Raw genomic sequence first — 20,545 nt, 5'->3', positions numbered from 1 at the left:
GGAGTGCGATGTCCAGCCTCAACGGCACACAGGCCCTGGTAGCCGGAGGTGCGGTCAGGAACCTGCCCGCCATCCGGGCCCTGGTCGACGCCGGCGCCCGCGTGGTGATCCAGGCCCAGACCCCCGAGGAGACCAAGACGGCCCACCAGGTCGCCGCGGATCTCGGGAGCCAGGTCCAGGTCACCACCCGTCCCGTCGCCACCTTCGCCGACGCGGAGGAGCTCGTCGCGGCCATCGTCGAGGAGCACGGCTCCGTCGACGCGCTGGTCACCCCCGTGGCCCCGGACGACGCGCCCTCGCTCGTCGACCTCGACGAGGAGAGCTGGACCGACTACAAGTCCGCCTACGTCACCCGCGCGGTCGCGCTGACCCGCGCGGCGAGCGCCGTCATGGCCGGCCAGGACACCGGCGGTCGCATCGTCGTCCTCAACTCCGCGTCGACCTTCGTCGCCCCCGGAGCGGCGCAGTCCGCCGCCAACGCGGCCCTGCTCTCCCTGAGCAGCGCGGCCTCGGCCGGGCTGCGCGACACCTCCGTCCGCGTCAACGGCCTCCTGCTCGGCGTCCCGGGCGCCTACCAGGGCGGCGTGCCGGCCCCGACCGGCGAGGTCGACATGTTCGGCCCCACCGTCGCGTGGCTGGCCGGCGAGGAGTCCGAGGGCGTCAACGGAAAGTTCGTCTACGTCGGGGGCAGCGACGTCGGCTTCTACTCGATGCCGATGGTCATGCAGAACGCCAACGTCCAGGTCCGCTTCGACGGCGAGGCGGACTCCGCCACCGTCGGGCAGTTCCTCAACAACCTGGTCGACATCGGAAAGGTGCAGAGGCAGGCATGAAGACTTACACGAACAAGGTGGCCATCGTCACCGGTGGCGGACGCGGCCTCGGCCGCGCGTGCGCGCTCGAGCTCGCCCGGCGCGGGGCCAAGGTCGTCGTCAACGACTTCTTCGTCGGCGAGGACGGCGTCTCCGCCGCACAGTTGGTCGTCGACGAGATCGTGGCGGCGGGCGGCGAGGGTGCCGCGAGCACCGACAGCGTCGCGACGTTCGCGGGCGCCCAGGCGATCGTCGACGTCGCCGTCGCGAGCTTCGGCCGCGTCGACTTCCTGGTGACCAGCGCGGGCACGTTCAACCCCGCCCGCATCACCGACATCGGCCAGGACGTCTGGGACAACATCACCGGCGTGCACCTCGACGGCCACGTCGCCTGCCTCAACGCCGCGGCCAAGCAGATGATCGCCCAGGGCGACGGCGGCCGGATCGTCACGGTCTCCTCGCGCGGCGGCCTGTTCGGCGCCGAGGTCGCCTACTCGGGAGCCAAGGCCGGAATCATGGGCCTCTCCTCGGCCGCGGCCCTCGAGCTCGCCGAGCACGGGATCACCGTCAACTGCCTGCTGCCGAGTGCGCAGACCCAGCTCTTCTCGAGTGCCGCCGAGACGCGGCTGTTCGGCGGGATGCCGGTCTCCATGCACATGGAGCCCGAGTACATCGCCCCGGCGGTCGCCTACCTGTGCCTCGACGAGGCCAAGGACTTCACCGGACAGTTCCTCTACGCGTCGGGCAACGACGTGTGCGTCTACGGTCCGCCGCTGCGCGTCGAGCGCACCACGACCTTCGTGCGCAACACCGGCGCCTGGAGCGTCGAGGGCCTCGCGGAGTACCTGCCCCACCTGATCGAGAGCGGGTCCTGACATGGAGCACGTCCCAGGCGTCTATATCGACGGCCAGGCCCGCGACGGTCTCGCCGGTGAGTTCCAGGTCCAGAACCCGGCGACCGAGGAGTACTTCGCCACCGTCTCCCTCGCCAACGGCGCCGACGTCGACGATGCCGTGCGCTCGGCCAGGCTGGCGCACGAGTCCGGGGTCTGGCGCGACACCCCGCTGGCCGAGCGGCAGCAGGTGGTGCTGCGCATCGCCGAGCTGATCGAGGAGCGCGCGCCCGAGCTCGCCCGGCTGCGGACCCTCTCGATCGGTGCGCCGTACTCGGAGCACCTCTCGATGTCGGCTCCGCTGACCCGCATGTACGTCGAGTCGGTGGAGAAGGTGGTGTTCGAGCAGGTGCGCCGCGACTCGCTCGGCGACGCGCTGGTCATGCGCAAGCCGATCGGCGTGGTCGCCGGCGTCGTTCCGTGGAACGTCCCGGTGCGCAACGAGCTCAAGAAGCTGATCCCGGCGCTGCTGTGCGGCAACACCATCGTGCTGAAGCCGGCGCTGGAGTCCCCCCTCACCGGGGCGGCGCTCATGCGGATCTTCACCGACGCCGGGCTGCCGCCGGGCGTCGCCAACCTGGTCGTGGGCGGCCCCGAGACGGGTGAGGCCCTCGTGGCACACCCCGACGTGCGGAAGATCGCCTTCACCGGGTCGACCGCGACCGGCGCCCGCATCGCCGCGGTGGCCGGCCCGCAGTTCAAGCGGCTCCAGCTCGAGCTCGGTGGCAAGTCGGCCGCGATCGTCTGCGACGACGTGGACCTGGCCGACGTGATCCCGCCGCTGCTCGGCTTCGGGTTCGCCAACAGCGGCCAGATCTGCGCGTCGCTCTCCCGCATCGTGGTCCCCCGCCGCCTGCAGGATGCCATCGTCGAGGCACTGGCCGAGGGCGCACGCCGTCACGTACTGGGCGACCCGATGGACCCGGCCACCACCATGGGCCCGGTCGTCAGCGAGCGCCAGCGCGACAAGGTGCTCGGCCTGATCGAGAGCGGTCGCCAGCAGGGTGCCCGGCTCGCCGCTGGCGGCGGCGTGCCGGCCGGCCTCGAACGTGGCTGGTTCATCGAGCCCACGGTGTTCGCGGACGTGACCAGCGACATGCGCATCGCCCAGGAGGAGATCTTCGGGCCGGTGCTCTCGGTGCTGCCCTACGACACCGAGGACGAGGCCGTCGCGATCGCCAACAACTCCGAGTACGGCCTGCATGGTGCCGTGCACTCCAAGGACCCGGAGCACGCGTTGGAGCTGGCCAAGCGCATCGACACCGGCACGGCCGCGGTCAACAGCTTCGACGTCCCGCTCTCCGCGCCCTTCGGTGGCGTGAAGGGCTCCGGCGTCGGGCGCGAGAACGGTGTGGAGGGCTTCGACCACTACTTGGAGTGGCACTCCTACAAGCTGACCCCGGCGCTGGCCGACACGCTGCAGCAGCGGGGCCTGTGACCGCGCAGCATCTCGCCTTCATCGGCCTCGGCAACATGGGTCTGCCCATGGCGCTGAGGCTGGTGGCGGCCGGCCATCGCGTGACCGGCCATGACGTCGACGCCGGCGCCGTGGCCCGAGCACAGGAGGCCGGACTCACGACCGCGGGCTCTGCCGTCGACGCCGTCGACGGCACCGCGATCGTGGTCTTGATGCTGCCGAACTCCGAGGTCGTGGAGGCCGTCGTCGACGGCCTCCACGACGTCCTCCCCACCGGCACCACCGTCGTCGACATGAGCTCCTCGGACCCGATGCGCACCCGCGCGCTGGCGCGCTCGCTGGCCGAGCGCGGAGTCGCCCTCACCGATGCACCGGTCTCCGGCGGCGTCGTCGGGGCCATGGCGGGCACGCTCACCGTCATGGTGGGCGGCGAGCCCGAGGCAGTGGAGCGCGTGAGCGGCTTGCTGGCCGAGCTCGGGACCGTCAAGCCCGTCGGCGGCCCAGGTGCGGGACACGCGCTGAAGGCGCTCAACAACCTGCTCTCCGGCGTCCATCTGCTGGCCTCCAGCGAGGCCATCGAGGCCGGGCGCCGGTTCGGTCTGGAGTACGACGTCATGCTCGACGTCATCAACACCTCGACCGGCCGCAGCTGGTCGACGCAGTACAAGTACCCCACCTTCGTCGTCCCCGAGACCTTCGACTCCGGCTTCAGCCTGACGCTCCTGGTCAAGGACATGCGCACGGCCTCGAGCCTGTGCGAGGAGGTCGACCTCCCGGCCCGGCTCGGCGCTGCCGCCACCGCGCTGTGGGCCGAGGCCGAGGATGAGCTCGCGCCCGGCTCCGATCACACCGCGATCGCTCCCTACGTACGAGACAAGGACGCCTCATGACCCCCGCCGAGACTCCCGCCGACGGGGCCGCCCAGGCCTACATCGACGACATGGCCCGCAAGCGCGGGTACGTGCTCGGCTATCACAAGACGATGGCCGCCCACGACTTCGACGTGCTCAAGGCGGCCAACGGCCTGGTCTCCGCGGCGTACCTCGAGCAGCGGCTGCTCGACCGCAGGACCAAGGAGCTGCTGTTCATCCTCAGCCTCACGGTGATGCGCTCCTCGCAGGCCCACATCCGCAGCCACATCCGGGTCGCGCTCGAGATCGGCGTGTCCCCCCAGGAGATCCTCGAGGCCATCGAGATCGCCCTCCCCGAGGCCGGCGTCGTCGCCTTCCAGGAGGGCCTGGAGGCCTGGGTCGCCGAGGTCGGCGCGGTCGGTCTCGAGCCCAGCCCCGACCTCGCGCCCTAACGACGCTCGCTGTGGCGCCGCGCGGCGCGCACGAAGGTCCCGAGGAAGAGCTGGACGTAGACCTCCACGTCGAATCCCTCGTCGACCTGCGCCGCGACCAGTGCGCCGTCGGAGAACGCGACCACCAGCCGCGACAGGTCCTGTGCCAGCAGCGGGTCGGGGTGCGGCCGCAGGGCCTCCAGCAGCCAGGCGGTGATCATGCCGGCGATCTGGGCCCGGATCTCGGAGAACAGCACCCGAGCGCGCTCGTACTGGTCGCGTCGTTCCAGCAGCAGCTGCATGCCGACGACCAGGAAGTCGGGCATCCCCTGCAAGGATCGGATGGCGCTCTCGAGCACTTCGGCGAGGTCCCGGCTGCCGGCCGCGCCCTCACCCAGGGGCGCCGCGGCGAGCCAGCTCGTGTAGCTGGTGTGGAGGACCTCGGCGAACAGGGCGTCCTTGTCCTCGAAGTGCCAGTAGATGGAGGAGACGGGCAGCCCCGATCGCGCGCACACGGCCGCGATCGTCGTGCCGTCCAGTCCCCGCTCGCGCACCAGCGCGGCGGTCGCGGACAGGATGCGGTCCTTGGAGCCCTCCTGGGCGGCCCCGTCCTTGGCCTGCGCCGCGGCCGATGGGGTCATGATGCCCACCCCTCTTCGAGCATCATCGCCGCCATGCCGTCGGCGATCAGCGAGACCATCCGCGGGACGTCCCGGGCGGCCGTGCTGCGCACGTGGACGAACATCCCGTCCATCAGGATCATGTAGAACTCCGCGAGCCGGTTCGGGATCGTCGGGTCCCGCTCGAGCGCGGCCGGGTCGACCAGCTCGCGCCAATCGTTGCGGATGCCCTCGGTCGTCAGCCGCCTGACGTCGACGAAGATCCGGCGCGCCGCGGGCTCCTCGACCCGCTGCTGCATCGCGAGGAGCAACCCGAGCCCCCAGAACTGGGGGTTCATGGCGAATCCGACCGAGGCCTTCTGCATGCGGTACTCGAGCTTCTCGGGCAAGGGGCCGGGCTCGCCGTTGGTCGCCCAAGGTCCGATCGCCGAACGCCACTGGTCGTAGCTGTGCTCTAGCGTCGCTGCGAGCAGCTTGTCCTTGCTGCCGAAGTGCCAGTAGATGGAGCTCGCCGGCAGGCCGGTCCGCTCGGTCACCAGCGCGACGGTGGTGCCGTCGTAGCCTCGCTCGGAGGCGATGTCCAGCGTGGCCTCGATCACGGCCTGACGGGACTCGTCGCCTTGTCGGTGTCGACGGTCTGTCTTCCTGGCCACGCCCCATTGCACCACACCCCCACCACGAGCAACAGCACCAAATGTGCCTTGCCTCGCTACAGGGAAACGCTCGCTCGCGCGCATAGCATTCGACGACGGGTCAGGTTAGACTCGGTATCTGGACTTCAAGCGCCGCCATCACGTCTGTAGTGGCCACTCCAAGGAAGCGCTTGCGAAGGGATGATTATGGGCGACGACGCCACCCCCACCATCGATGGCGCCACCTTCCGCGAGGTGATGGGCCACTACCCTACGGGCGTCGCGGTGGTCACCGGGTTCGACGGTGACCAGCCGGTCGGGATGGTGGTCGGTACCTTCAGCGCGGTCTCCCTCGATCCGCCGCTGGTCACGTTCATGCCCACGCGGGGCTCGGGCACCTATGCCCGGCTGCGCAACGCGCCGTCGTACTGCATCAACGTGCTCGCCCACGACCAGCTCGAGCTGTGCCGCACGATGGCCGCGCCACGCCCCGACAAGTTCGACGGCGTCGCCTGGGAGACCTCCGCCCACGGCGCCCCCATGCTCAGCGACGCCGTCGCGCACGTGCACTGCGTCGACGACACGGTCGTCGAGGCGGGCGACCACGACATCGTCCTGTGCCGGGTGCTGGACATGGCCGTGAGCCGGCCGGCCACTCCCCTGCTCTTCTTCCAGGGCGGCTACGGGGGTTTCAACCCCCGAGGCATGGCCGCGCAGGGCGACGCCGAGCTGATCTCGGCGATCCGGCTCGCGGAGTCCGCGCGCCGGCCGGTCGAGAGGCTGGCCGAGCGGCTCGGCTGCGAGGCTGCCTGCCTGGTGCAGATCAGCCCGGACGAGCTGACAACGGCGATCAGCTCCTACGCCGGCGACGCCTCCATGAGCGAGCACCTCGGCCGCCGGCTGCCGCTGATGCCGCCGATCGGCGAGGCCTGGGTTGCCGGCGCGCCGAACGAGGTCGTGGAGCGGTGGCTGTCCAGGGCGCTGCCCCAGGAGCCCGAGGTGGTGGAGCGCTATCGCCAGCGACTCGAGACCGTCCGCACCCGCGGTGCCGCACTGTCGATCATCGGGTCCAGCGGCCACGAGCAGTACGAGACCCTGTCCGAGGCCCTCATCGAGTACGCCAGCGGCCAGGCCACGCCCGCTCGCGAGCGGGCGCTGCGCGCGCAGATCTCGCAGTTCTCCAGCTTCTACGAGTCGCTGGACATCGTGGAAGACGAGCTCTACGACCTCGGGTCGATCGTCGTGCCCGTCCGCGACCCCAGCGGCGCCATCGTGATGACCCTGCGGGTCCGCCAGCTCCCTCGCGGTGCCACCGGCCGCACCGTCAATGCGTGGATCGACCTGGTCAAGGACGCCGCCGCCGGTGTCGAGCGCGACCTCGCGGGACCCGGCGCGACCTCGCACCTGCACGACTACCACGCCTGGTACGACGGCGACTTCCCCGGTCTCCCCCGGTAGCGAGCCGCCCACGGCATGAGGCCTCGGACCCGATCGGGTCCGAGGCCTCAGGCGCGTGCCGCGATCAGGCCAGCGGGTGCACGATCCCCGGCGGGCGCGAGCGCGCCTCCTCCTGGAACTTGTGGCCCCAGATCTGGTTCTGGTGGAAGACCTTGGGCTGCCAGTTCTCGGTGATCTCCATGCCGTCGTAGCCGTACTCGATGTTGAAGCCCGAGGGCGTGGTGACGTAGAAGCTGAACATCTGGTCGTTGGAGTGACGTCCCAGGCTCAGCACGAGCGGGATGTCCATCTTCTCGACCAGGTCCCAGCCGGTGCCCACGTCGTTCATGCTCTTGTACTGCAGCATGAGGTGGTTGAAGACGCCGACGCCCTCCGGCCCCTGCCCGATGGCGAAGGTGTGGTGGCGCGCGTTGACGTGGTAGAAGTGCGCCTTGAAGCCGTCGAACAGGATCTTGTCCGACAGGTCGAAGCCCATGACGCCGCTGTAGAAGTCGTGCCCCTTCTCGATGTCGGGGACGAACAGCAGGATGTGGCCCAGCCCCTGGTCGCCCGTGACGAAGCCGTCGATGTTGCGGCCCGGACGGAAGCTGGCCACCTTGAACGACTGGGCCCAGCTGATCTCGTGACGGAAGCCCCACGGGTCGTCGAAGAAGATCAGCTTGTTGACGCTGCGAGACGCCGCGTGCTCGTCGTCCCCGAACGTCGCGACCACGCCGGCCTCGGCGAGGGTCGCGGCCATGGTGTCGAGGTCGTCCTCGAAGTCCACGGACCAGCCGAAGTAGGCGGTCTCGTCCTTCTCGCCGGGGTGGATCTGGAGGCGCCACAGGGCGTCGTCGAGCTTGAGGCGCACGGCGCCGTCCGGGCCCGGCTCGGTGAGCATGGCACCGAGGAAGTCGGGACCGAACGTCTCCCACTCCTGGTAGCGGGGTGACCGGACGCCGACGTAGGCAAGTGACTTGATCATGTTGTTGTTCTCTCTTTCGACCTGGATGAAGATCGGGCGTACGGGCGGTGGCTCAGACGAACGCGAACTGCGGCTCCTCGTCGCCGAGGTCGTCGAGGGCCCAGAGCTGGTAGATGTTCTCCGCCACGTTGCAGATGTGCACGAGAGCCGTCTGGCTGTCGCGCCAGTAGCGCTCGTTGGGCAGGGACCGGTGGATCGAGGCGGCGCCGGCGCTCTTGTAGAGCCGGTCGATCGCGTCGACGGCGCGACGCGAGGCACGGACCTGGTCCCGACGGAAGGTCAGCCGCTGGCTCCAGGTGAGCTCGCCACCCTTGGAGAGGTAGTCGTAGACCTCGCTCATGGACGTCAGCAGGTGCGAGCGGCTCGCGGCGATGTCGGAGGCGGCCTCCCCGTAGAGCAGGAGGAAGCTCGGCTCCTTCTTCGCGGCGCTCCCCGAGAACGCGTCGACGCGACGCTCGAGGTACTCGCGGTAGACCATCAGCGCGCCCTGGGCGACGCCCTGGGTGGCGGCGCCGATGCCGGCCGAGAACATCACCGGGAAGTTGATCCTGTAGAGCGGCTTGCCCTCCTGGCGGTAGGCGTACTTCAGCTCGTTCATGTCCGGCGAGCTGACCGTGCGGTAGTCCGGGACGAAGACGTCCTTGAGGATGAGGTCCTTGGACCCGGTGCCCCGCAGGCCCAGGGTGTTCCAGGAGTCCTCGACGATCTCGTAGTCGCCGCGCGGGATCACGAAGTGTCGCACCTGCGGCGGCTGCAGCGGGTTGCCCGCCTCATCGGCGACCATGCCGCCGATGACCACCCACTGGCAGTGGTCGGTGCCCGAGGAGTAGGTCCACCGCCCACTGAGCTGGTAGCCGCCGTCGACGGGGATCGCGCGACCGAACGGCGCGTACGGCGAGGCGACCCAGGTGTCGGGGTCCTCGGCCCACAGCTCCTCGCACAGGCGCGGGTCGAACTGGCCGAGCTCCCACGGGTGCAGGCCCACGACGCCGCTGACCCAGCCGGCGGACGGCTGGTGGTGGCCCATCTCCATGGCTGCCTCGAGGAAGTCGGAGGGGTGCGACTCGAAGCCGCCCCACTCCTTGGGCTGCAGCATGCGCATGATGCCGGACTCCTTGATGAGCCTGGCGGTGGTGTCGGTGAGCTTGCCCAGGGCGTCGCTCGCCTCGGCCTCGGCGCGGAGGGTGTCCGCACTGGCCGCGATGTTCTTCATGACGTCGGTCATCGTGTGCTCCTTGTTGAGGTCCGGGAGGTCAGGCCGTGACGAACTCGGCGACCATGCGGTTGAACGGCTCGGCGTGCTCGACCTGGGCCCAGTGGCCGCATCGGGCAAGCAGGACCATCCGGGAGTTCTTGAGGGTCGCGACGAGCTGCATCGAGTGCTCGTAGCTGACGACCCGGTCGTCGCGACCGTGGATGAGCAGGGCGGGGATCTCGACCTTGGCCAGGTCCGCCAGTGAGAACCACTTCGGGATGATGCCGCCGAACTTCGCGGTGGCGGCCAGGTAGTTCTCGAGGTGCTCGGGGTAGGCCTGCGCGTTGGCGGCCCGCTCCTGGGCCAGCTCGTCGGTGACGAACCGGGCGTCGAAGGTCATGACCTCGACGATCTTCTTCATGTTCTCGGGCGAGGGGTCCCGGTAGGCCTGCACCAGGATCTTCATGCCCTCCGAGGGACCGTCCTGCGCGCTGAAGAGCTTGGGGGCACCCGGGCCGGAGCCCGGTCCCATCGTGATGATGTGCGAGACGCGGTCCGGGTGCTCAACGGCAAGACGCAGGGTGGTGATGCCGCCCATGGAGTTGCCGACGAAGGCGGCCTTGTCGATCCCCAGCGCGTCCAGGAGCTGGACCGCCACCTCGACGTGGTCGAGGCGGTCGGGCGGGCAGGTCTCCGACTTGCCCCAGCCCGGCATGTCGACGGCGTAGACGTGCAGGCCGGCGTCCGCGAGGGCGCCGAGGTTCTGCTTGAAATTGCTCCATCCGGTGGCCCCCGGGCCGCTCCCATGCAGCAGGACGACGTGGCGGTCACCCTCACCGGCCTCGTTGTAGTGAATATTCCACTCTTTCGTCTGCACGAAGCGGCTGGTCGAGCTCTCGCTCAGCTGGTCACTCATTAGGTTTCAACCCTCACTGTCGCTGCTGTTCGCTCGGAATCACTGGCCTCGGCCATTGCTTCCCTAGAGTGATTACTCCAGAGCAAGTGTACGAAGAATGTGGCGCGGACCACAAGGTTTTCGGCAGACTCATCCCGAGGTGTTCACGCGAGGGCTGCGCACCAACAGCACCGAGGCGCCGATGGCGCTCAGCACCATCAGCGCCATCACGACGAACGCGAGCGCGAAGTGCTGGTCGAGCAGCGACTGGGTCGATGCGCTCAGCCGGTCGTGGCCGCCGGCCAGGAACTGCTCGGCCTGCCCGGCGGCCAGGCCTCCGGCGACCAGCGTCAGCATCAGCGAGGTGCCGACCATGGTCCCCAGGAGCTGGAACAGGGTCCGGACCGCGTTGACGCTGCCGGCCCGCTCCACCGGCGCCTCGTGCAGGATCGTCGTGCTGTTCACCGTGGAGAAGGCCCCCGTGGACAGACCCACCACGGCCAAGGCGACCAGCAGGAGCGCGGTCGGGCCATCGATCAGCAGCCAGGTCAGCAGGGCACCCACCCCCGCGAGGACGACCACCGAGTAGCAGAGGGCGACCAGCCGCTCGTCGTAGCGGGTCAGCCGGCCGCCGAGGAGGCTGCCGAGCGCGACCCCCGCCGGCAGCGGGGTGATCTTGAGCGCGGCCTCGGCGGGCCCGTCCCCCACCACTCCTTGGAGGTAGAGGCTGATCAGGATGGCCGTGACCAGCCGCGGCACGATGAGGACAGCGCCGGCGTAGTTGGCGGAGGTGAAGCTGCGGCTGCGCAGCAGCGCGAGGTCGAGCGCCGGGTGACGCGAGCGTCGCTCCACGGCCAGCAGGAGTCGGAGCAGCACGAGCGAGACGAGCACGGGCCCGACCAGCTCGACACTCAGCCAGCCCGCGTCCTGGGCGCGCGACAGCCCGAGGAGCAGAGCGGCGACCGCGGCGAAGATCAAGGCATTGCCGGCCCAGTCCACTGCGGATCCGGCCTGGCTGGGTGACGACCGCACCGGCAGGGAGCGGAGGATCCCCCAGGCGAAGGCCAGGGTGAGCGCGGCGACGGCCAGCGTGAGGATGAAGATCCAGCGCCAGGACCCCAGGGTCGTCGCGACGCCCCCGATGCTGGGGCCCGCGGTCTGGGCCACGGCGAATCCGGCCAGGTAGACCCCCATGGCGCCGCCGAGCCCGGGGCCGCGGAAGAGCAGCACCACGATGGCGGCGGAGTTCGCCAGGAGCATGGCGCCGCCGGCGCCCTGGACGGCGCGGGCGACGATGAACAGCCAAGGATCCTGGGCCACGACCAGCGTGAGGCTGGCGGCGACGAAGGTCATCAGTCCGGAGAGGAAGACGCGACGGGGGTCGTAGCGGTCCGAGACCTGCCCCATCAGCACCAACAGGGCGCCGCTGAACAGCATGTAGGCCAGCACCATCCACGAGCCCTGGAACGCGGACGCGCCCAGGTCCGCCACCGCGTCGGGCAGGGCGACGTTGAGCATGGTGGCGTTCAGCCCGATCAGCGCACTGGACACGAACACGACCGCGAGCGTGGCCCGCGGCCGTGCCGCCGTGCGGACGCCGTGCGGAGTCAGTAGGCCCCCCGGGGGAGCTCGCCGGTGAAGCGCCAGTTGCCGTGGTTCTGGTAGGCCGCCTCGGGCACGTTGCACATGTGGGTCGCGGCGACGTGGAGGTCACGCCGGAATCGCTCCACCGGGTGCCCGTCCTGGATCGAGGAGGCGCCGGAGGACCGGAACAGCTCGTCGAGCGCCGCGATCGAGCGGGTGGTCGCCCGCACCTGGTCGCGCCGGAACCGCAGCCGCTGCTCGTCGGTGACCTCGTGGCCGCGCGAGACGTGGTCGTAGACCTCCGCGACGAGGGAGCGGAAGTGGGCGATGCTCGCCTCGACGTCGGACTCGGCACGCGCCAGTGCGCTCAGCTGGAACGGATCGGTGCGAGAGGTGACGCCGGATACGGTGACGCGCCCCGCGATGTGCTCGGCGTACTCCCGCACCGCACCGCGCAGGATGCCGAACGTGCCCGCGGAGATGGCCGCGGGGAACATCAGGCCGAACATCATCTGGTACAGCGTCTGTCCGGGCCGGTTCTCCCGGGCGTACTTGCCCCCGTACATGTCCACCGCGCTGTAGACCCGGTGGTCCGGGACGAAGACGTCGGCCATGCGGACGTCCTTGGAGCCGGTGCCCCTCAGACCCAGCACCTTCCACGAGTCGGGAACGACCTCGTAGTCGCGGCGCGGCAGCACGAAGTGCCGCACGTCCGGCGGGGTGAGCGCCTCACCCTGGTCGTCGGCGACCATGCCGCCGAGGATGATCCAGTCGCAGTAGTCGGTGCCGGTCGAGAAGGGCCAGCGGCCGCTGAGCAGGTAACCACCGTCGACCCGGCGCGCCCGCCCGAAGGGGGCGTACGGCGAGGCGACCCACGGGTCCGGCCCCTCCCCGTAGATCTCTTGCTGGGTCTGGTCGTTCATGATCGAGATCTGCCAGGGGTGCACCCCCACGACGCCGGTGATCCACCCGGCCGACGGCTGGTTCTCGCCCACGGCGATGACCCAGTCGAAGAAGTCGTTCGGGTGGGCCTCGTAGCCACCGAGGTCCTGCGCCAACAGGAGCTTCATCCCGCCCGAGGCGGCCAGGATGTCGGCCGTCCGCTGCGTGATGAGTCCCTGCTGGTCACCGAGCAGCGCCTCGTCGCGGAGCGTCTCGGCGTGCTCGCGGACCACCTCGAGGGGGGCACGGGTGCTGCGCTGTGTGTCGTCCCGTACGGCGATCATGCGCGCGTCGACCGGTCTCGGACGATCTTGGCCACGGCGACCGCGATGACCAGGCCGGCGCCGTAGAAGACGTTGGTGATCCAGCCCTTGGCGCCCAGGAGCTGGAGACCGAAGATGCCGGTCTGCAGGAAGTAGATCGCCACCATCGTCCCGATCGGGTTGAACGACCCGGGGTGCACGACCGCCGTGCCGAGGAACACCGCGGCAAGCGCCGGCAGCAGGTAGGCCATCGTGGTCGACGAGTCCGCCCCACCCAGGGTGGCGACGAGGATGACTCCGGCGAGACCGGACAGCAGTGCGCCGAAGATGTAGGCGCCGAAGCGGATGCGCTGGACCCGGATGCCGGCGAGCCGAGCCACCTCGCGGTTGGCGCCGACGAAGATCATGCTCCGGCCCAGGGGCGTGAACGCGAGGATGTAGGCGACCACCAACGCGAGCGCGATCCCGTAGTAGAAGGACACGGGCATGCCGAAGATCGGGTAGATCGAGAGCTTGGACAGGCTGGGGTCGTTGACCGAGACGATGGTCTGGTTGGAGATCCACTGCGAGATGCCGATCAGCAGCGTGCCCATGCCCAGCGTCACGACGAACGACGAGACGTCGAGGATGACGACGAAGAACGCGTTGACCACCCCCGCGAGCATGGCCGCACCGAGGCCGGCGAGGCAGGCCACCCAGATGTTCCAGCCGTGCACCCCGGCCATGACCGGGACGATCGTGGCGGAGAGGCCCATGACCGAGGCCACCGAGAGGTCGAACTCGCCGACGACCAGCGTCACCATGACCGACATGGCCAGGAACACCAGCACCTGCTGGGAGCCGAAGATGGAGGAGAACGAGCCGTGGGTCAGGAAGGTGTCGGGCATCCGAACGGCGAAGTAGCCGGCCATCGCCACCCACACCACGATCAGGGCATAGCGGCTGAGGATCTCGCTGCCCCACGACGGGCGGGCGGCCGAACGATGGTGCTTCTCGGCCTCGGGCGTCTCGGCGACGGCCGCAAGGGACCCGTCGTCGAAGATGCGGGGTGCGTCGTCGGTGACGAGGGGGTCGGCTTCAGGCATGAGGCCCTCCAGCGGTAGTCGTTGCTTCGGAGTAGATGGCGTTGAGGATGGCGTCCGGGTCGGTCGTGACCAGCTCCCGGGCCGGGGCACCCGGGTGCAGGACCAGGACGCGGTCCGCGCTTTCGGCGAGGTCGGACGGCTCGGTGCTGACCAGGATGACCCCGGCCCCGGCGGCCGCTGCCGCGCCGATCGCGTTGAGGAGGTCGGCGCGGGCGCCGACGTCGACCGCCTGGGTCGGCTCGTGGAGCACCAGCACGTTGGGTGCCAGGGACAGCCACTTGGCGAACAGCACCTTCTGCTGGTTGCCGCCCGACAGCTCACGGACGAGGTCCTCGCCGGAGCGCGCCCGGATGCCGAGCTTGTCGATGAAGTCGTTGGTGATGCTGTGCTGCCAGCCCCGCCCGACGTGCCAGGGCTTGCCCTTCCGTCGCAGGCTGGGCAGGACCAGGTTGTCGCGGACGCTGAGGTCAACGGCGAGACCCTCTCGGTCACGACGTTCGGGTACGAGCGCCACGCCTGCCTTCATCGTCTGGGAGACGTGGGCCTTGGCCAGGTTCAGGCTCCCGGACTCCGTGGTCAGGCTGCCTGCGGCCGGCCGGGTCGCCCCGGCGATCGCGTAGGGCACCTGCTCGAAGCCGGTGCCCGGCAGACCTGTGATGCCGACGACCTCACCCTTGGCGATCTCGAGGTCGAACGGCGCGAAGCCGTCGAGCGTGAGCCCCTCGACCTTCGCCGCCACGGTGCCCGCCTGGACCTGCGAGCGCCGACCCGCGAGGGAGTCGACGTTCTTGCCCAGCATCAGCCGGGCGAGGTCCCGCTCGGAGTGCGCCTGGGTCTCGAGGCCGCCACCGGCGACCTTGCCGTCTCGCAGCACGGTGACCCGGTCGCTGACGTTGAGCACCTCTTCGAGGTTGTGGCTGACCATGATCACCGAGGTGCCACTGGCCGCGATGCGGCGCAGGAGCGTGTGGAAGCGCGCCAGCTCGTCGCGCGGGAGGGAGCGCGTCGCCTCGTCGAGGATCATCACGCCCTCCCCCGCCACCTGGTCGCGCAGCGCACGGGCGATCGCCACGCTGGCGCGGTGGGCGCCGGGGAGCGAGCCCACCAGCGCGTGCACGTCGACCGGGATCTCGAGGCGCTCCAGGGTCCGTCGCGCGACCTCGTCCTGCTTCTTCCAGTCGATCTTGCGCGTCAGCCCGTGGTGGGCGAAGCCGCCCACCCCGATGTTCTCGCTGACGGTGAGGTGGTCCAGGAGCCCCATGTCCTGGTGCACCACCGAGACGCCGGCCGCCTGGGCCGATCGCCACTGGACGGGCAGCGCGAGCGGCTGCCCGTCCACCGAGAGGGAGGCCCCCGGGTCGGGAGCGTGGTACCCGGTGAGGATCTTCACCAGGGTCGACTTCCCCGATCCGTTCTGACCCACGAGTGCGTGGATCTCGCCCGGCTCCACCACCAGGTAGCCCTCGTCGAGGACGGTGGTCGAACCGAAGGTCTTGCTGACTTTGAGGGCCTCCAGGCGAGCGGCCATGGTCAGGCGACTCCCCAGGCGGCGAGGAACGACGGGATGTAGGGCTGCCCCTCGCTGAACCAGTCGTCGGTCAGCGCGAGCTCGGGCTTGAGGTCGAGCTCCCCGACGTTGCTCTCGTTGAAGTCGCGGCTCAGGGCGGCGGTCACCTTCTCGACCTTCTGGCCGGCCAGGAGCTGCATGAGCCCGTTGGTGAACAGCCATCCCTCGTACTGGATCGGCCCGGTCAGGGTGGAGACCTGCGCGCCGTCCTTGATCCGCTGCAGGGCGTCGAGCGAGCCGCTGCCCGTGACGACCTTGACCTTGCCGGTCTTACCGGCCTGCTGGATGCCCTGGATTGCGAGAGGGGCGAAGTTGTCCACCGGGACGATGACCGCGTTCGCGTCCGGGTTCTGGACCAGCGCCGCACTCACGGTCGCCGCGAGCTGGGCCTGCGAGTTGGCCGTGGTGAAGTCCGCGGTGTAGACCGAGCACTCCTTGCAGATCTCCTTGAACTTCTCCACGCCGGCGTCACTCGAGCCCGTGGTCGCCGTCGAGTCGAGCAGGCGCAGCCACAGCGGCTTGACGTCCTTGCCCACGTGGGCGAGAGCGGAGACCGACAGGGAGGCGTAGCCCTCCTGGAGGCGACCGGTGTTGTCGTAGAAGTCGATGACGCCGGGCTCCGGCGTCATGCCCTTCTCCTCGACGCCGGCGATGAGGGTGGGGATGCCCTTGTCGGCGAGCGCGTCGAACTGGGTGGCGACGGCCTCGTAGTCGATGAACAGGGTCATGACCGCGTCGGCGCCCTGGTCGCCGGCCGCCTTCAGGCAGTTGCCCCAGCTGGTCGGGTTCGGCTGGCCGCCGGCGCCGCCGTCGCAGACCTTGTAGTCGGCGCCGATCTCGTCGAGGGCCTGCTGGACGCCCACGACGATCGAGTGGATGACCGGGATGCCGTCGGAGAGCGGGATCAGGTGGACGGTCTTGCCCTTGAGGTCGACCTGCTTCTCGAGCTGCGCGACCTCGGGGTAGCGCTCAGCCGTGAGCGGCGCGCTCCACTCCTCGATCTGGGCCTGGGCGGCCTTCAGCTCCTCGTCGGTCGCACCGGAGCCGTCGCCGCCGCCGCCGCCGCTGCCGCCGTCGGTCGAGCCGCAAGCGGCCAGCAGCGCTCCGGCGAGTGCGGTGGCCAAGATGGCGCGGGCGCGGGTGCGGCCCACCTTCGGACGTGCTGATGACATGCGTGCTCCTTGTGTGGTCCAGGCGGGTCCTCGGGTCTCCCGAGGCGAGGACACGGGCGTGACGTGGGTCACGCCATTGACTGGATCGTACGCTACAGGGAAGTCTCGAGACTGGGAAGAGCAACGACACAATCTCGTGATTTATCCGGATCTGGGCGTCACAGCGATCATTTCGAGGCCTGCAGCGCTCACTACAGCGGTGGGGGAAACCACGCCACTGGCAGTGGAGAAGGAAGCATCAGACGCCGCCGGGGCCAGGCCCCGGCGGCGTCTGGAGGTGACTCGAGTCGGCTGTTACTCGCGGAACCCGTAGAGGTCGAGGGTGAGCTCTCCGCCGCGGATCCGCGTCAGGTACTCCTGCTCGGCGTCCAAGCGGGCTCGCGACGCCGACAGCGTCGCTGCCAGAGCCGACGGGGGCAGCACCAGCACGCCGTCTGCGTCGGCGACGACCGCGTCCCCCAGCGCCACCGGGACACCGGCGACCGTCACGGGGTCCCCCACCGAGCCGGGCCAGAACTTGCCGGTACGACGGACGCACACGCCACGCGAGAACACCGCGAACCCGAGCTCCTCGAGCTCGACGGTGTCGCGCACGCCCCCGTCGATGACGAGGCCGGCGATCCCGCGCTGCTGAGCGGCGACGGCCAGCACCTCGCCCCAATAGCCGCAGAGCTCCTCGCGGCCGTCCACGACCAGCACGTCGCCCGGCCTGGCCTGCGCCACCGCGTGGTGCAACGGCAGGTTGTCGGCCGGGTGCGTGCGCACCGGGAGGGCCCGTCCGACGAGCCGGGCACCCTTCCACACCGGCCGGATGGCCGGGTCGAGCGCGCAGTCGAGTCCGGACGCCTCGTAGGCGGTTGCCGCCCCGAAGGCGGCGAGCTCGGCGAGCTGGTCGTCGGTGACCGCGTGGCGCGCCGCGTCACTCGGTGCTGCGGGTGTGGTGGTCATCCTCAGGCCTTCCGCTGCAGCGTGTGGTAGCCGAACTTCGCCCGGGCGTCGGTGATCGACATCCCGTCGACGACGGCCGCGGCGATCGCGTCCTCGGTGGTGCCGATGTCCTCGGCGAGTGCGAAGACCTCGTCCAGCCGGTGCGAGGGGATCACCACGACGCCGTCGTCGTCACCCACCACGATGTCGCCCGGACGCACCTGGACGTCACCGAGGGCCACGGGGACCTGGACGTCTGCCACCTCAACCCGGTCCTTCCCGGTGCGCATGAAGCGACCCGCGCTGAACATCGGGTAGCCGGTCTCCAGGGCCACGCGCACGTCGCGGCAGACCCCCCAGATCGCCGTACCGGCGAGCCGGTGCCGGTGGGCGTAGGTGGTCAGGATATCGCCCCACACGGTCGCGTCGGTGCGGCCCTGGTTGTCCAGGACCGCCACTCCGCCGTCGGGGATGTCGTCGACGTAGTCGCCCACCGTTCCGGCCGGGTCGCCGGCGGGCACGTACCGCACCGTGTACGCCGGCCCCGCCATGCGCGTGCCGTTGGCCAGCGGCGCGATGCCGTGGGCGCTGCCGGGCAGGCCGAGGCGGTCGAGCGCGTCGGAGATCGTCGCGGTGCCGAGCTCGGCCAGCCGGCTCATCGTGTCTGCCATGTCACTGCCTTCCGAAGACTGGGGGTGGAGGTTCACGTGGTGCCCGACAGTGCGGAGCTGAACTGGGTGTCGGCCATGACCTCGACGACCGAGCGCCCCTCGCGGACGGCGGCGAGCATCGCCTCCTGCCGCGCGACCAGCCGCTCGGCCGCCGCGAGGACGTCGTCGGCCCGGTCGGCCGGGACCACGACCACGCCGCTCGCGTCCGCGATGACCAGGTCGCCGGGTCGCACGCTCACCCCGCCGAAGGAGACCGGCACGTCGGTGGCCCGCTCGACGATCCGGCCACGCGCGGTCACCGGGACGCCGGCACGCGCGTAGACCGGGAACTGCGCCTCGGTGATTGCGTCGACGTCGCGGCAGGCGCCGTCGATGACGACGCCGCGGATGCCACGCTGCTGCGCGGCCGCCGTGAGGATGTCGCCCCAGCACGAGACGTTCGTACGCCCCTGGTTGGCGATGACGATGACGTCCTCGCTGCCGGAGGAGACGACCGTCTGGGTGGCCAGGTGCCGGCCCCGGACGTCACCGGCGGCCGCGGCGTCGACGACCTCGACCGTGCGGGCGTAGCCCACCACCTTGGGGATCCCCCACATCGGCCGGATCCCGGTGGTGGCACCGGAGATGCCGAGGTGGTCGAGCGCGTCGGAGACGACGCAGCTGTCGAGAGCGCCGAGGCGTTCGAGCGGTGATGTCATGCGGTCAGTTCCTGTCGTTGGTGTTGCGCGGCGTTGAAGAGTTCGTCCCAGGTCTGCCCGGCGGCGCCGTCACCGGCGAGGGAGCGCTGGCGGAACGCGTCGGCCCGCTGCGGCTGCGTCGGCTCGACGCCCTGAGCTTGCCGTCCTTGCCGCGGAAGGCGATGAGCTTCTCCCCCAGCAGCCCGACCTTCACGGCCGGGCCGCCCTGCTGGGGGAGCTCGGAGGAGAGGAGGGCGGGGATCCAGAAGCGACGGAACAGCTCGCCCATCGGCGTGCCCCTCCCCGTCCGGGTCAGCACCTCGTTGTCCTCGACACTGAGCATGTCGCCTCCTCCCCTCCTCCCTCCGTGGCGCAGTCGCTGCGGTGGTCGCCGATCAAGGGGCGACGGCCGCGGCGCCTTCGAGGAATGCCTGGTAGCGACCCGCGCGGGCCATCCCGGGGACGACCTTCAGGGGGTTGTCGTGGAGGATCCGGGTCCGGTCCTCGTCGGACAGGAACCCGAAGGAGTCCAGGACGGGCACCAGATCGTCCGACGTGCGACCGGTCTCCGGACGCACGGCGCCGCCGGAGCCGGGGGCCTCGGTGCCGAAGACCATGCGCGGGACGCCCCGCTGCTTGATCGCGGCCTCGAGGAAGTTCAGGTCGTAGCCGCAGCTGTCGTAGAACAGGTTCTCCGACAGGTCCTTCTGCGCGATGTGCTGGTCGGTCGAGATGAACCGGTCCAGCGCGCCGCCGCAGTGGCAGATGATGATGCGCAGGCGGGGGAAGCGCTCGAACACGTCACCGTGACTGAGGAACTGCCCGGCCAGGTACTGCTCGGTGAGGAACGCGAGCTGGTAGTTCATCGGGACGTCGCGGAAGCGCGGGTCCAGGGTGTTGGTGCCGTGCACGATCAGCGGGATGTCGTAGTCCTGCGCCGCGGCGTAGAGGTCGTCGAACCACCGGCTGTCCATGCCGGGCTGCTGACGAGTGCCGCTGACGTCCGGGGAGACGTAGGCCGCCACGAACCCGAGCTCGTTGACACAGCGGTCCAGCTCGGCCAGGACGTGCTTGGTGTCGGGCTCGCCGGCGATCATCGGCAGCTGAGCGGCGCCCACGAAGCGGTCGGGGTGGAAGGAGACCTGCTGGGCGATCATGTCGTTGACGTAGCGGGTCCAGCCCGGCGTGATGTGCGGCTCCATCCAGCCGAACTGGAGGTAGGGGCGCGGGCCGAGGACCTGGACGTCGATGTTGCGGGCGTCGATGTAGTCCACGTGGACCTGCGCGGCCTTGCGGAACTCCTCCTCGGTCGCCCCCTTGCCGCCCTGCTTGCCGATGTTGCTGGGCATCGGCTGGTTCGAGCCGAGCATTGCGACCGCCATGTAGTAGGCGGCCGGCGGCGCGGAGACGTGACCGTGCACGTCGAGCACCAGGGTGTCCTTGTAAGCCATGCGTATTTCCCTTTCAGGGGTATGTGGAGAGGAGGTGA

At 70.0% G+C, this 20,545-nt stretch carries 21 protein-coding genes; 6 read left to right on the top strand and 15 right to left on the bottom strand.

Annotation, left to right across the window (positions count from 1 at the left end):
• Window positions 1-8: 8 nt before the first annotated feature.
• Genes LRP67_RS09445 through LRP67_RS09425 form a run of 5 tightly spaced genes read left to right on the top strand, consistent with a single transcriptional unit; the run spans window position 9 to window position 4,425 of the window.
• Window positions 9-833 carry an SDR family oxidoreductase gene (locus LRP67_RS09445; protein WP_231269910.1) on the top strand — a complete coding sequence of 275 codons (825 nt, stop codon included), beginning with the start codon at window positions 9-11 and terminating at the stop codon, window positions 831-833.
• Window positions 830-1,687: an SDR family NAD(P)-dependent oxidoreductase gene (locus tag LRP67_RS09440; RefSeq protein ID WP_231269909.1), complete on the top strand. Its 858-nt coding sequence runs from the start codon at window positions 830-832 to the stop codon at window positions 1,685-1,687. The genes LRP67_RS09445 and LRP67_RS09440 overlap by 4 nt, the downstream gene beginning before the upstream one ends.
• A gap of 1 nt (window position 1,688) precedes the next feature.
• Window positions 1,689-3,143: an aldehyde dehydrogenase family protein gene (locus LRP67_RS09435; protein WP_231269908.1), complete on the top strand. Its 1,455-nt coding sequence runs from the start codon at window positions 1,689-1,691 to the stop codon at window positions 3,141-3,143.
• Window positions 3,140-4,012, top strand: coding sequence for an NAD(P)-dependent oxidoreductase (locus LRP67_RS21845; protein ID WP_231269907.1), 873 nt, complete (start codon window positions 3,140-3,142; stop codon window positions 4,010-4,012). The genes LRP67_RS09435 and LRP67_RS21845 overlap by 4 nt, the downstream gene beginning before the upstream one ends.
• On the top strand, window positions 4,009-4,425 hold the full coding sequence (locus LRP67_RS09425) for a carboxymuconolactone decarboxylase family protein (protein ID WP_231269906.1): 417 nt from the start codon (window positions 4,009-4,011) through the stop codon (window positions 4,423-4,425). The genes LRP67_RS21845 and LRP67_RS09425 overlap by 4 nt, the downstream gene beginning before the upstream one ends.
• Here LRP67_RS09425 and LRP67_RS09420 read toward each other — a convergent pair.
• Both LRP67_RS09420 and LRP67_RS09415 read right to left on the bottom strand, forming a co-directional pair.
• Complete coding sequence (locus LRP67_RS09420) at window positions 4,422-5,045, bottom strand: TetR/AcrR family transcriptional regulator (protein ID WP_231269905.1); 624 nt, start codon at window positions 5,043-5,045, stop codon at window positions 4,422-4,424. The two genes, LRP67_RS09425 and LRP67_RS09420, sit on opposite strands and share 4 nt — an antisense overlap.
• A complete protein-coding gene (locus LRP67_RS09415; protein WP_231269904.1) occupies window positions 5,042-5,623 on the bottom strand; it encodes a TetR/AcrR family transcriptional regulator in 582 nt (193 codons plus the stop codon). Before LRP67_RS09415 ends, LRP67_RS09420 begins: the two co-directional genes overlap by 4 nt.
• Before the next feature lie 240 nt (window positions 5,624-5,863).
• On the opposite strand from LRP67_RS09415, the gene LRP67_RS09410 reads away from it, so the two are divergent.
• Complete coding sequence (locus LRP67_RS09410; protein WP_231269903.1) at window positions 5,864-7,114, top strand: flavin reductase; 1,251 nt, start codon at window positions 5,864-5,866, stop codon at window positions 7,112-7,114.
• A gap of 64 nt (window positions 7,115-7,178) precedes the next feature.
• Here the strand turns inward: LRP67_RS09410 and LRP67_RS09405 are convergent, their stop codons facing one another.
• From LRP67_RS09405 to LRP67_RS09345, 13 genes are all read right to left on the bottom strand, one after another.
• Entirely contained in the window at window positions 7,179-8,078 is a 900-nt protein-coding gene (locus LRP67_RS09405; RefSeq protein WP_231269902.1) for a VOC family protein, read from the bottom strand.
• A gap of 52 nt (window positions 8,079-8,130) precedes the next feature.
• Complete coding sequence (locus LRP67_RS09400) at window positions 8,131-9,303, bottom strand: hydroxylase (RefSeq protein WP_231269901.1); 1,173 nt, start codon at window positions 9,301-9,303, stop codon at window positions 8,131-8,133.
• Between the two features lie 28 nt (window positions 9,304-9,331).
• On the bottom strand, window positions 9,332-10,189 hold the full coding sequence (locus tag LRP67_RS09395) for an alpha/beta fold hydrolase (protein ID WP_231269900.1): 858 nt from the start codon (window positions 10,187-10,189) through the stop codon (window positions 9,332-9,334).
• Between the two features lie 129 nt (window positions 10,190-10,318).
• The gene (locus tag LRP67_RS09390) at window positions 10,319-11,725 is read right to left on the bottom strand and encodes an MFS transporter (RefSeq protein WP_231269899.1); all 1,407 of its coding nucleotides are present in this window, start codon (window positions 11,723-11,725) and stop codon (window positions 10,319-10,321) included.
• Between the two features lie 50 nt (window positions 11,726-11,775).
• A complete protein-coding gene (locus LRP67_RS09385; protein WP_231269898.1) occupies window positions 11,776-12,978 on the bottom strand; it encodes a hydroxylase in 1,203 nt (400 codons plus the stop codon).
• The gene (locus LRP67_RS09380) at window positions 12,975-14,042 is read right to left on the bottom strand and encodes an ABC transporter permease (protein ID WP_231269897.1); all 1,068 of its coding nucleotides are present in this window, start codon (window positions 14,040-14,042) and stop codon (window positions 12,975-12,977) included. Before LRP67_RS09380 ends, LRP67_RS09385 begins: the two co-directional genes overlap by 4 nt.
• On the bottom strand, window positions 14,035-15,570 hold the full coding sequence (locus LRP67_RS09375; RefSeq protein WP_231269896.1) for a sugar ABC transporter ATP-binding protein: 1,536 nt from the start codon (window positions 15,568-15,570) through the stop codon (window positions 14,035-14,037). The genes LRP67_RS09380 and LRP67_RS09375 overlap by 8 nt, the downstream gene beginning before the upstream one ends.
• A 2-nt stretch (window positions 15,571-15,572) precedes the next feature.
• Window positions 15,573-16,781: a substrate-binding domain-containing protein gene (locus tag LRP67_RS09370; protein ID WP_231269895.1), complete on the bottom strand. Its 1,209-nt coding sequence runs from the start codon at window positions 16,779-16,781 to the stop codon at window positions 15,573-15,575.
• A 294-nt stretch (window positions 16,782-17,075) separates the two neighbouring features.
• The gene (locus tag LRP67_RS09365; protein WP_231269894.1) at window positions 17,076-17,729 is read right to left on the bottom strand and encodes a 4-carboxy-4-hydroxy-2-oxoadipate aldolase/oxaloacetate decarboxylase; all 654 of its coding nucleotides are present in this window, start codon (window positions 17,727-17,729) and stop codon (window positions 17,076-17,078) included.
• A gap of 2 nt (window positions 17,730-17,731) precedes the next feature.
• Window positions 17,732-18,379, bottom strand: a complete 648-nt coding sequence (locus tag LRP67_RS09360) for an RraA family protein (RefSeq protein ID WP_231269893.1) — start codon at window positions 18,377-18,379, stop codon at window positions 17,732-17,734.
• Between the two features lie 32 nt (window positions 18,380-18,411).
• A complete protein-coding gene (locus LRP67_RS09355) occupies window positions 18,412-19,077 on the bottom strand; it encodes an RraA family protein (protein WP_231269892.1) in 666 nt (221 codons plus the stop codon).
• A 4-nt stretch (window positions 19,078-19,081) separates the two neighbouring features.
• On the bottom strand, window positions 19,082-19,399 hold the full coding sequence (locus tag LRP67_RS09350; RefSeq protein WP_231269891.1) for a hypothetical protein: 318 nt from the start codon (window positions 19,397-19,399) through the stop codon (window positions 19,082-19,084).
• Window positions 19,400-19,451: 52 nt separating this feature from the next.
• Window positions 19,452-20,507: an amidohydrolase family protein gene (locus LRP67_RS09345; RefSeq protein ID WP_231269890.1), complete on the bottom strand. Its 1,056-nt coding sequence runs from the start codon at window positions 20,505-20,507 to the stop codon at window positions 19,452-19,454.
• Window positions 20,508-20,545: the final 38 nt, after the last annotated feature.

The sequence above is a fragment of the Nocardioides sp. cx-169 genome, from assembly GCF_021083605.1.
Classification (GTDB): domain Bacteria; phylum Actinomycetota; class Actinomycetes; order Propionibacteriales; family Nocardioidaceae; genus Nocardioides.
The sequence above is the reverse complement of the archived record's forward strand: the minus strand, read 5'-3'. Positions and strand labels throughout refer to the sequence as shown.

Bases quoted from the DNA above. Each gene is read 5' to 3' on its own strand.
- LRP67_RS09365 (WP_231269894.1), bottom strand. From the start codon at position 17,729: ATGACCACCACACCCGCAGCACCGAGTGACGCGGCGCGCCACGCGGTC.
- LRP67_RS09395 (WP_231269900.1), bottom strand. From the start codon at position 10,189: ATGAGTGACCAGCTGAGCGAGAGCTCGACCAGCCGCTTCGTGCAGACG.
- LRP67_RS09370 (WP_231269895.1), bottom strand. From the start codon at position 16,781: ATGTCATCAGCACGTCCGAAGGTGGGCCGCACCCGCGCCCGCGCCATC.
- LRP67_RS09420 (WP_231269905.1), bottom strand. From the start codon at position 5,045: ATGACCCCATCGGCCGCGGCGCAGGCCAAGGACGGGGCCGCCCAGGAG.
- LRP67_RS09350 (WP_231269891.1), bottom strand. From the start codon at position 19,399: ATGCTCAGTGTCGAGGACAACGAGGTGCTGACCCGGACGGGGAGGGGC.
- LRP67_RS09345 (WP_231269890.1), bottom strand. From the start codon at position 20,507: ATGGCTTACAAGGACACCCTGGTGCTCGACGTGCACGGTCACGTCTCC.
- LRP67_RS09400 (WP_231269901.1), bottom strand. From the start codon at position 9,303: ATGACCGACGTCATGAAGAACATCGCGGCCAGTGCGGACACCCTCCGC.
- LRP67_RS09405 (WP_231269902.1), bottom strand. From the start codon at position 8,078: ATGATCAAGTCACTTGCCTACGTCGGCGTCCGGTCACCCCGCTACCAG.
- LRP67_RS09360 (WP_231269893.1), bottom strand. From the start codon at position 18,379: ATGGCAGACACGATGAGCCGGCTGGCCGAGCTCGGCACCGCGACGATC.
- LRP67_RS09375 (WP_231269896.1), bottom strand. From the start codon at position 15,570: ATGGCCGCTCGCCTGGAGGCCCTCAAAGTCAGCAAGACCTTCGGTTCG.
- LRP67_RS09385 (WP_231269898.1), bottom strand. From the start codon at position 12,978: ATGATCGCCGTACGGGACGACACACAGCGCAGCACCCGTGCCCCCCTC.
- LRP67_RS09355 (WP_231269892.1), bottom strand. From the start codon at position 19,077: ATGACATCACCGCTCGAACGCCTCGGCGCTCTCGACAGCTGCGTCGTC.
- LRP67_RS09435 (WP_231269908.1), top strand. From the start codon at position 1,689: ATGGAGCACGTCCCAGGCGTCTATATCGACGGCCAGGCCCGCGACGGT.
- LRP67_RS09410 (WP_231269903.1), top strand. From the start codon at position 5,864: ATGGGCGACGACGCCACCCCCACCATCGATGGCGCCACCTTCCGCGAG.
- LRP67_RS09380 (WP_231269897.1), bottom strand. From the start codon at position 14,042: ATGCCTGAAGCCGACCCCCTCGTCACCGACGACGCACCCCGCATCTTC.
- LRP67_RS09440 (WP_231269909.1), top strand. From the start codon at position 830: ATGAAGACTTACACGAACAAGGTGGCCATCGTCACCGGTGGCGGACGC.
- LRP67_RS09445 (WP_231269910.1), top strand. From the start codon at position 9: ATGTCCAGCCTCAACGGCACACAGGCCCTGGTAGCCGGAGGTGCGGTC.
- LRP67_RS09425 (WP_231269906.1), top strand. From the start codon at position 4,009: ATGACCCCCGCCGAGACTCCCGCCGACGGGGCCGCCCAGGCCTACATC.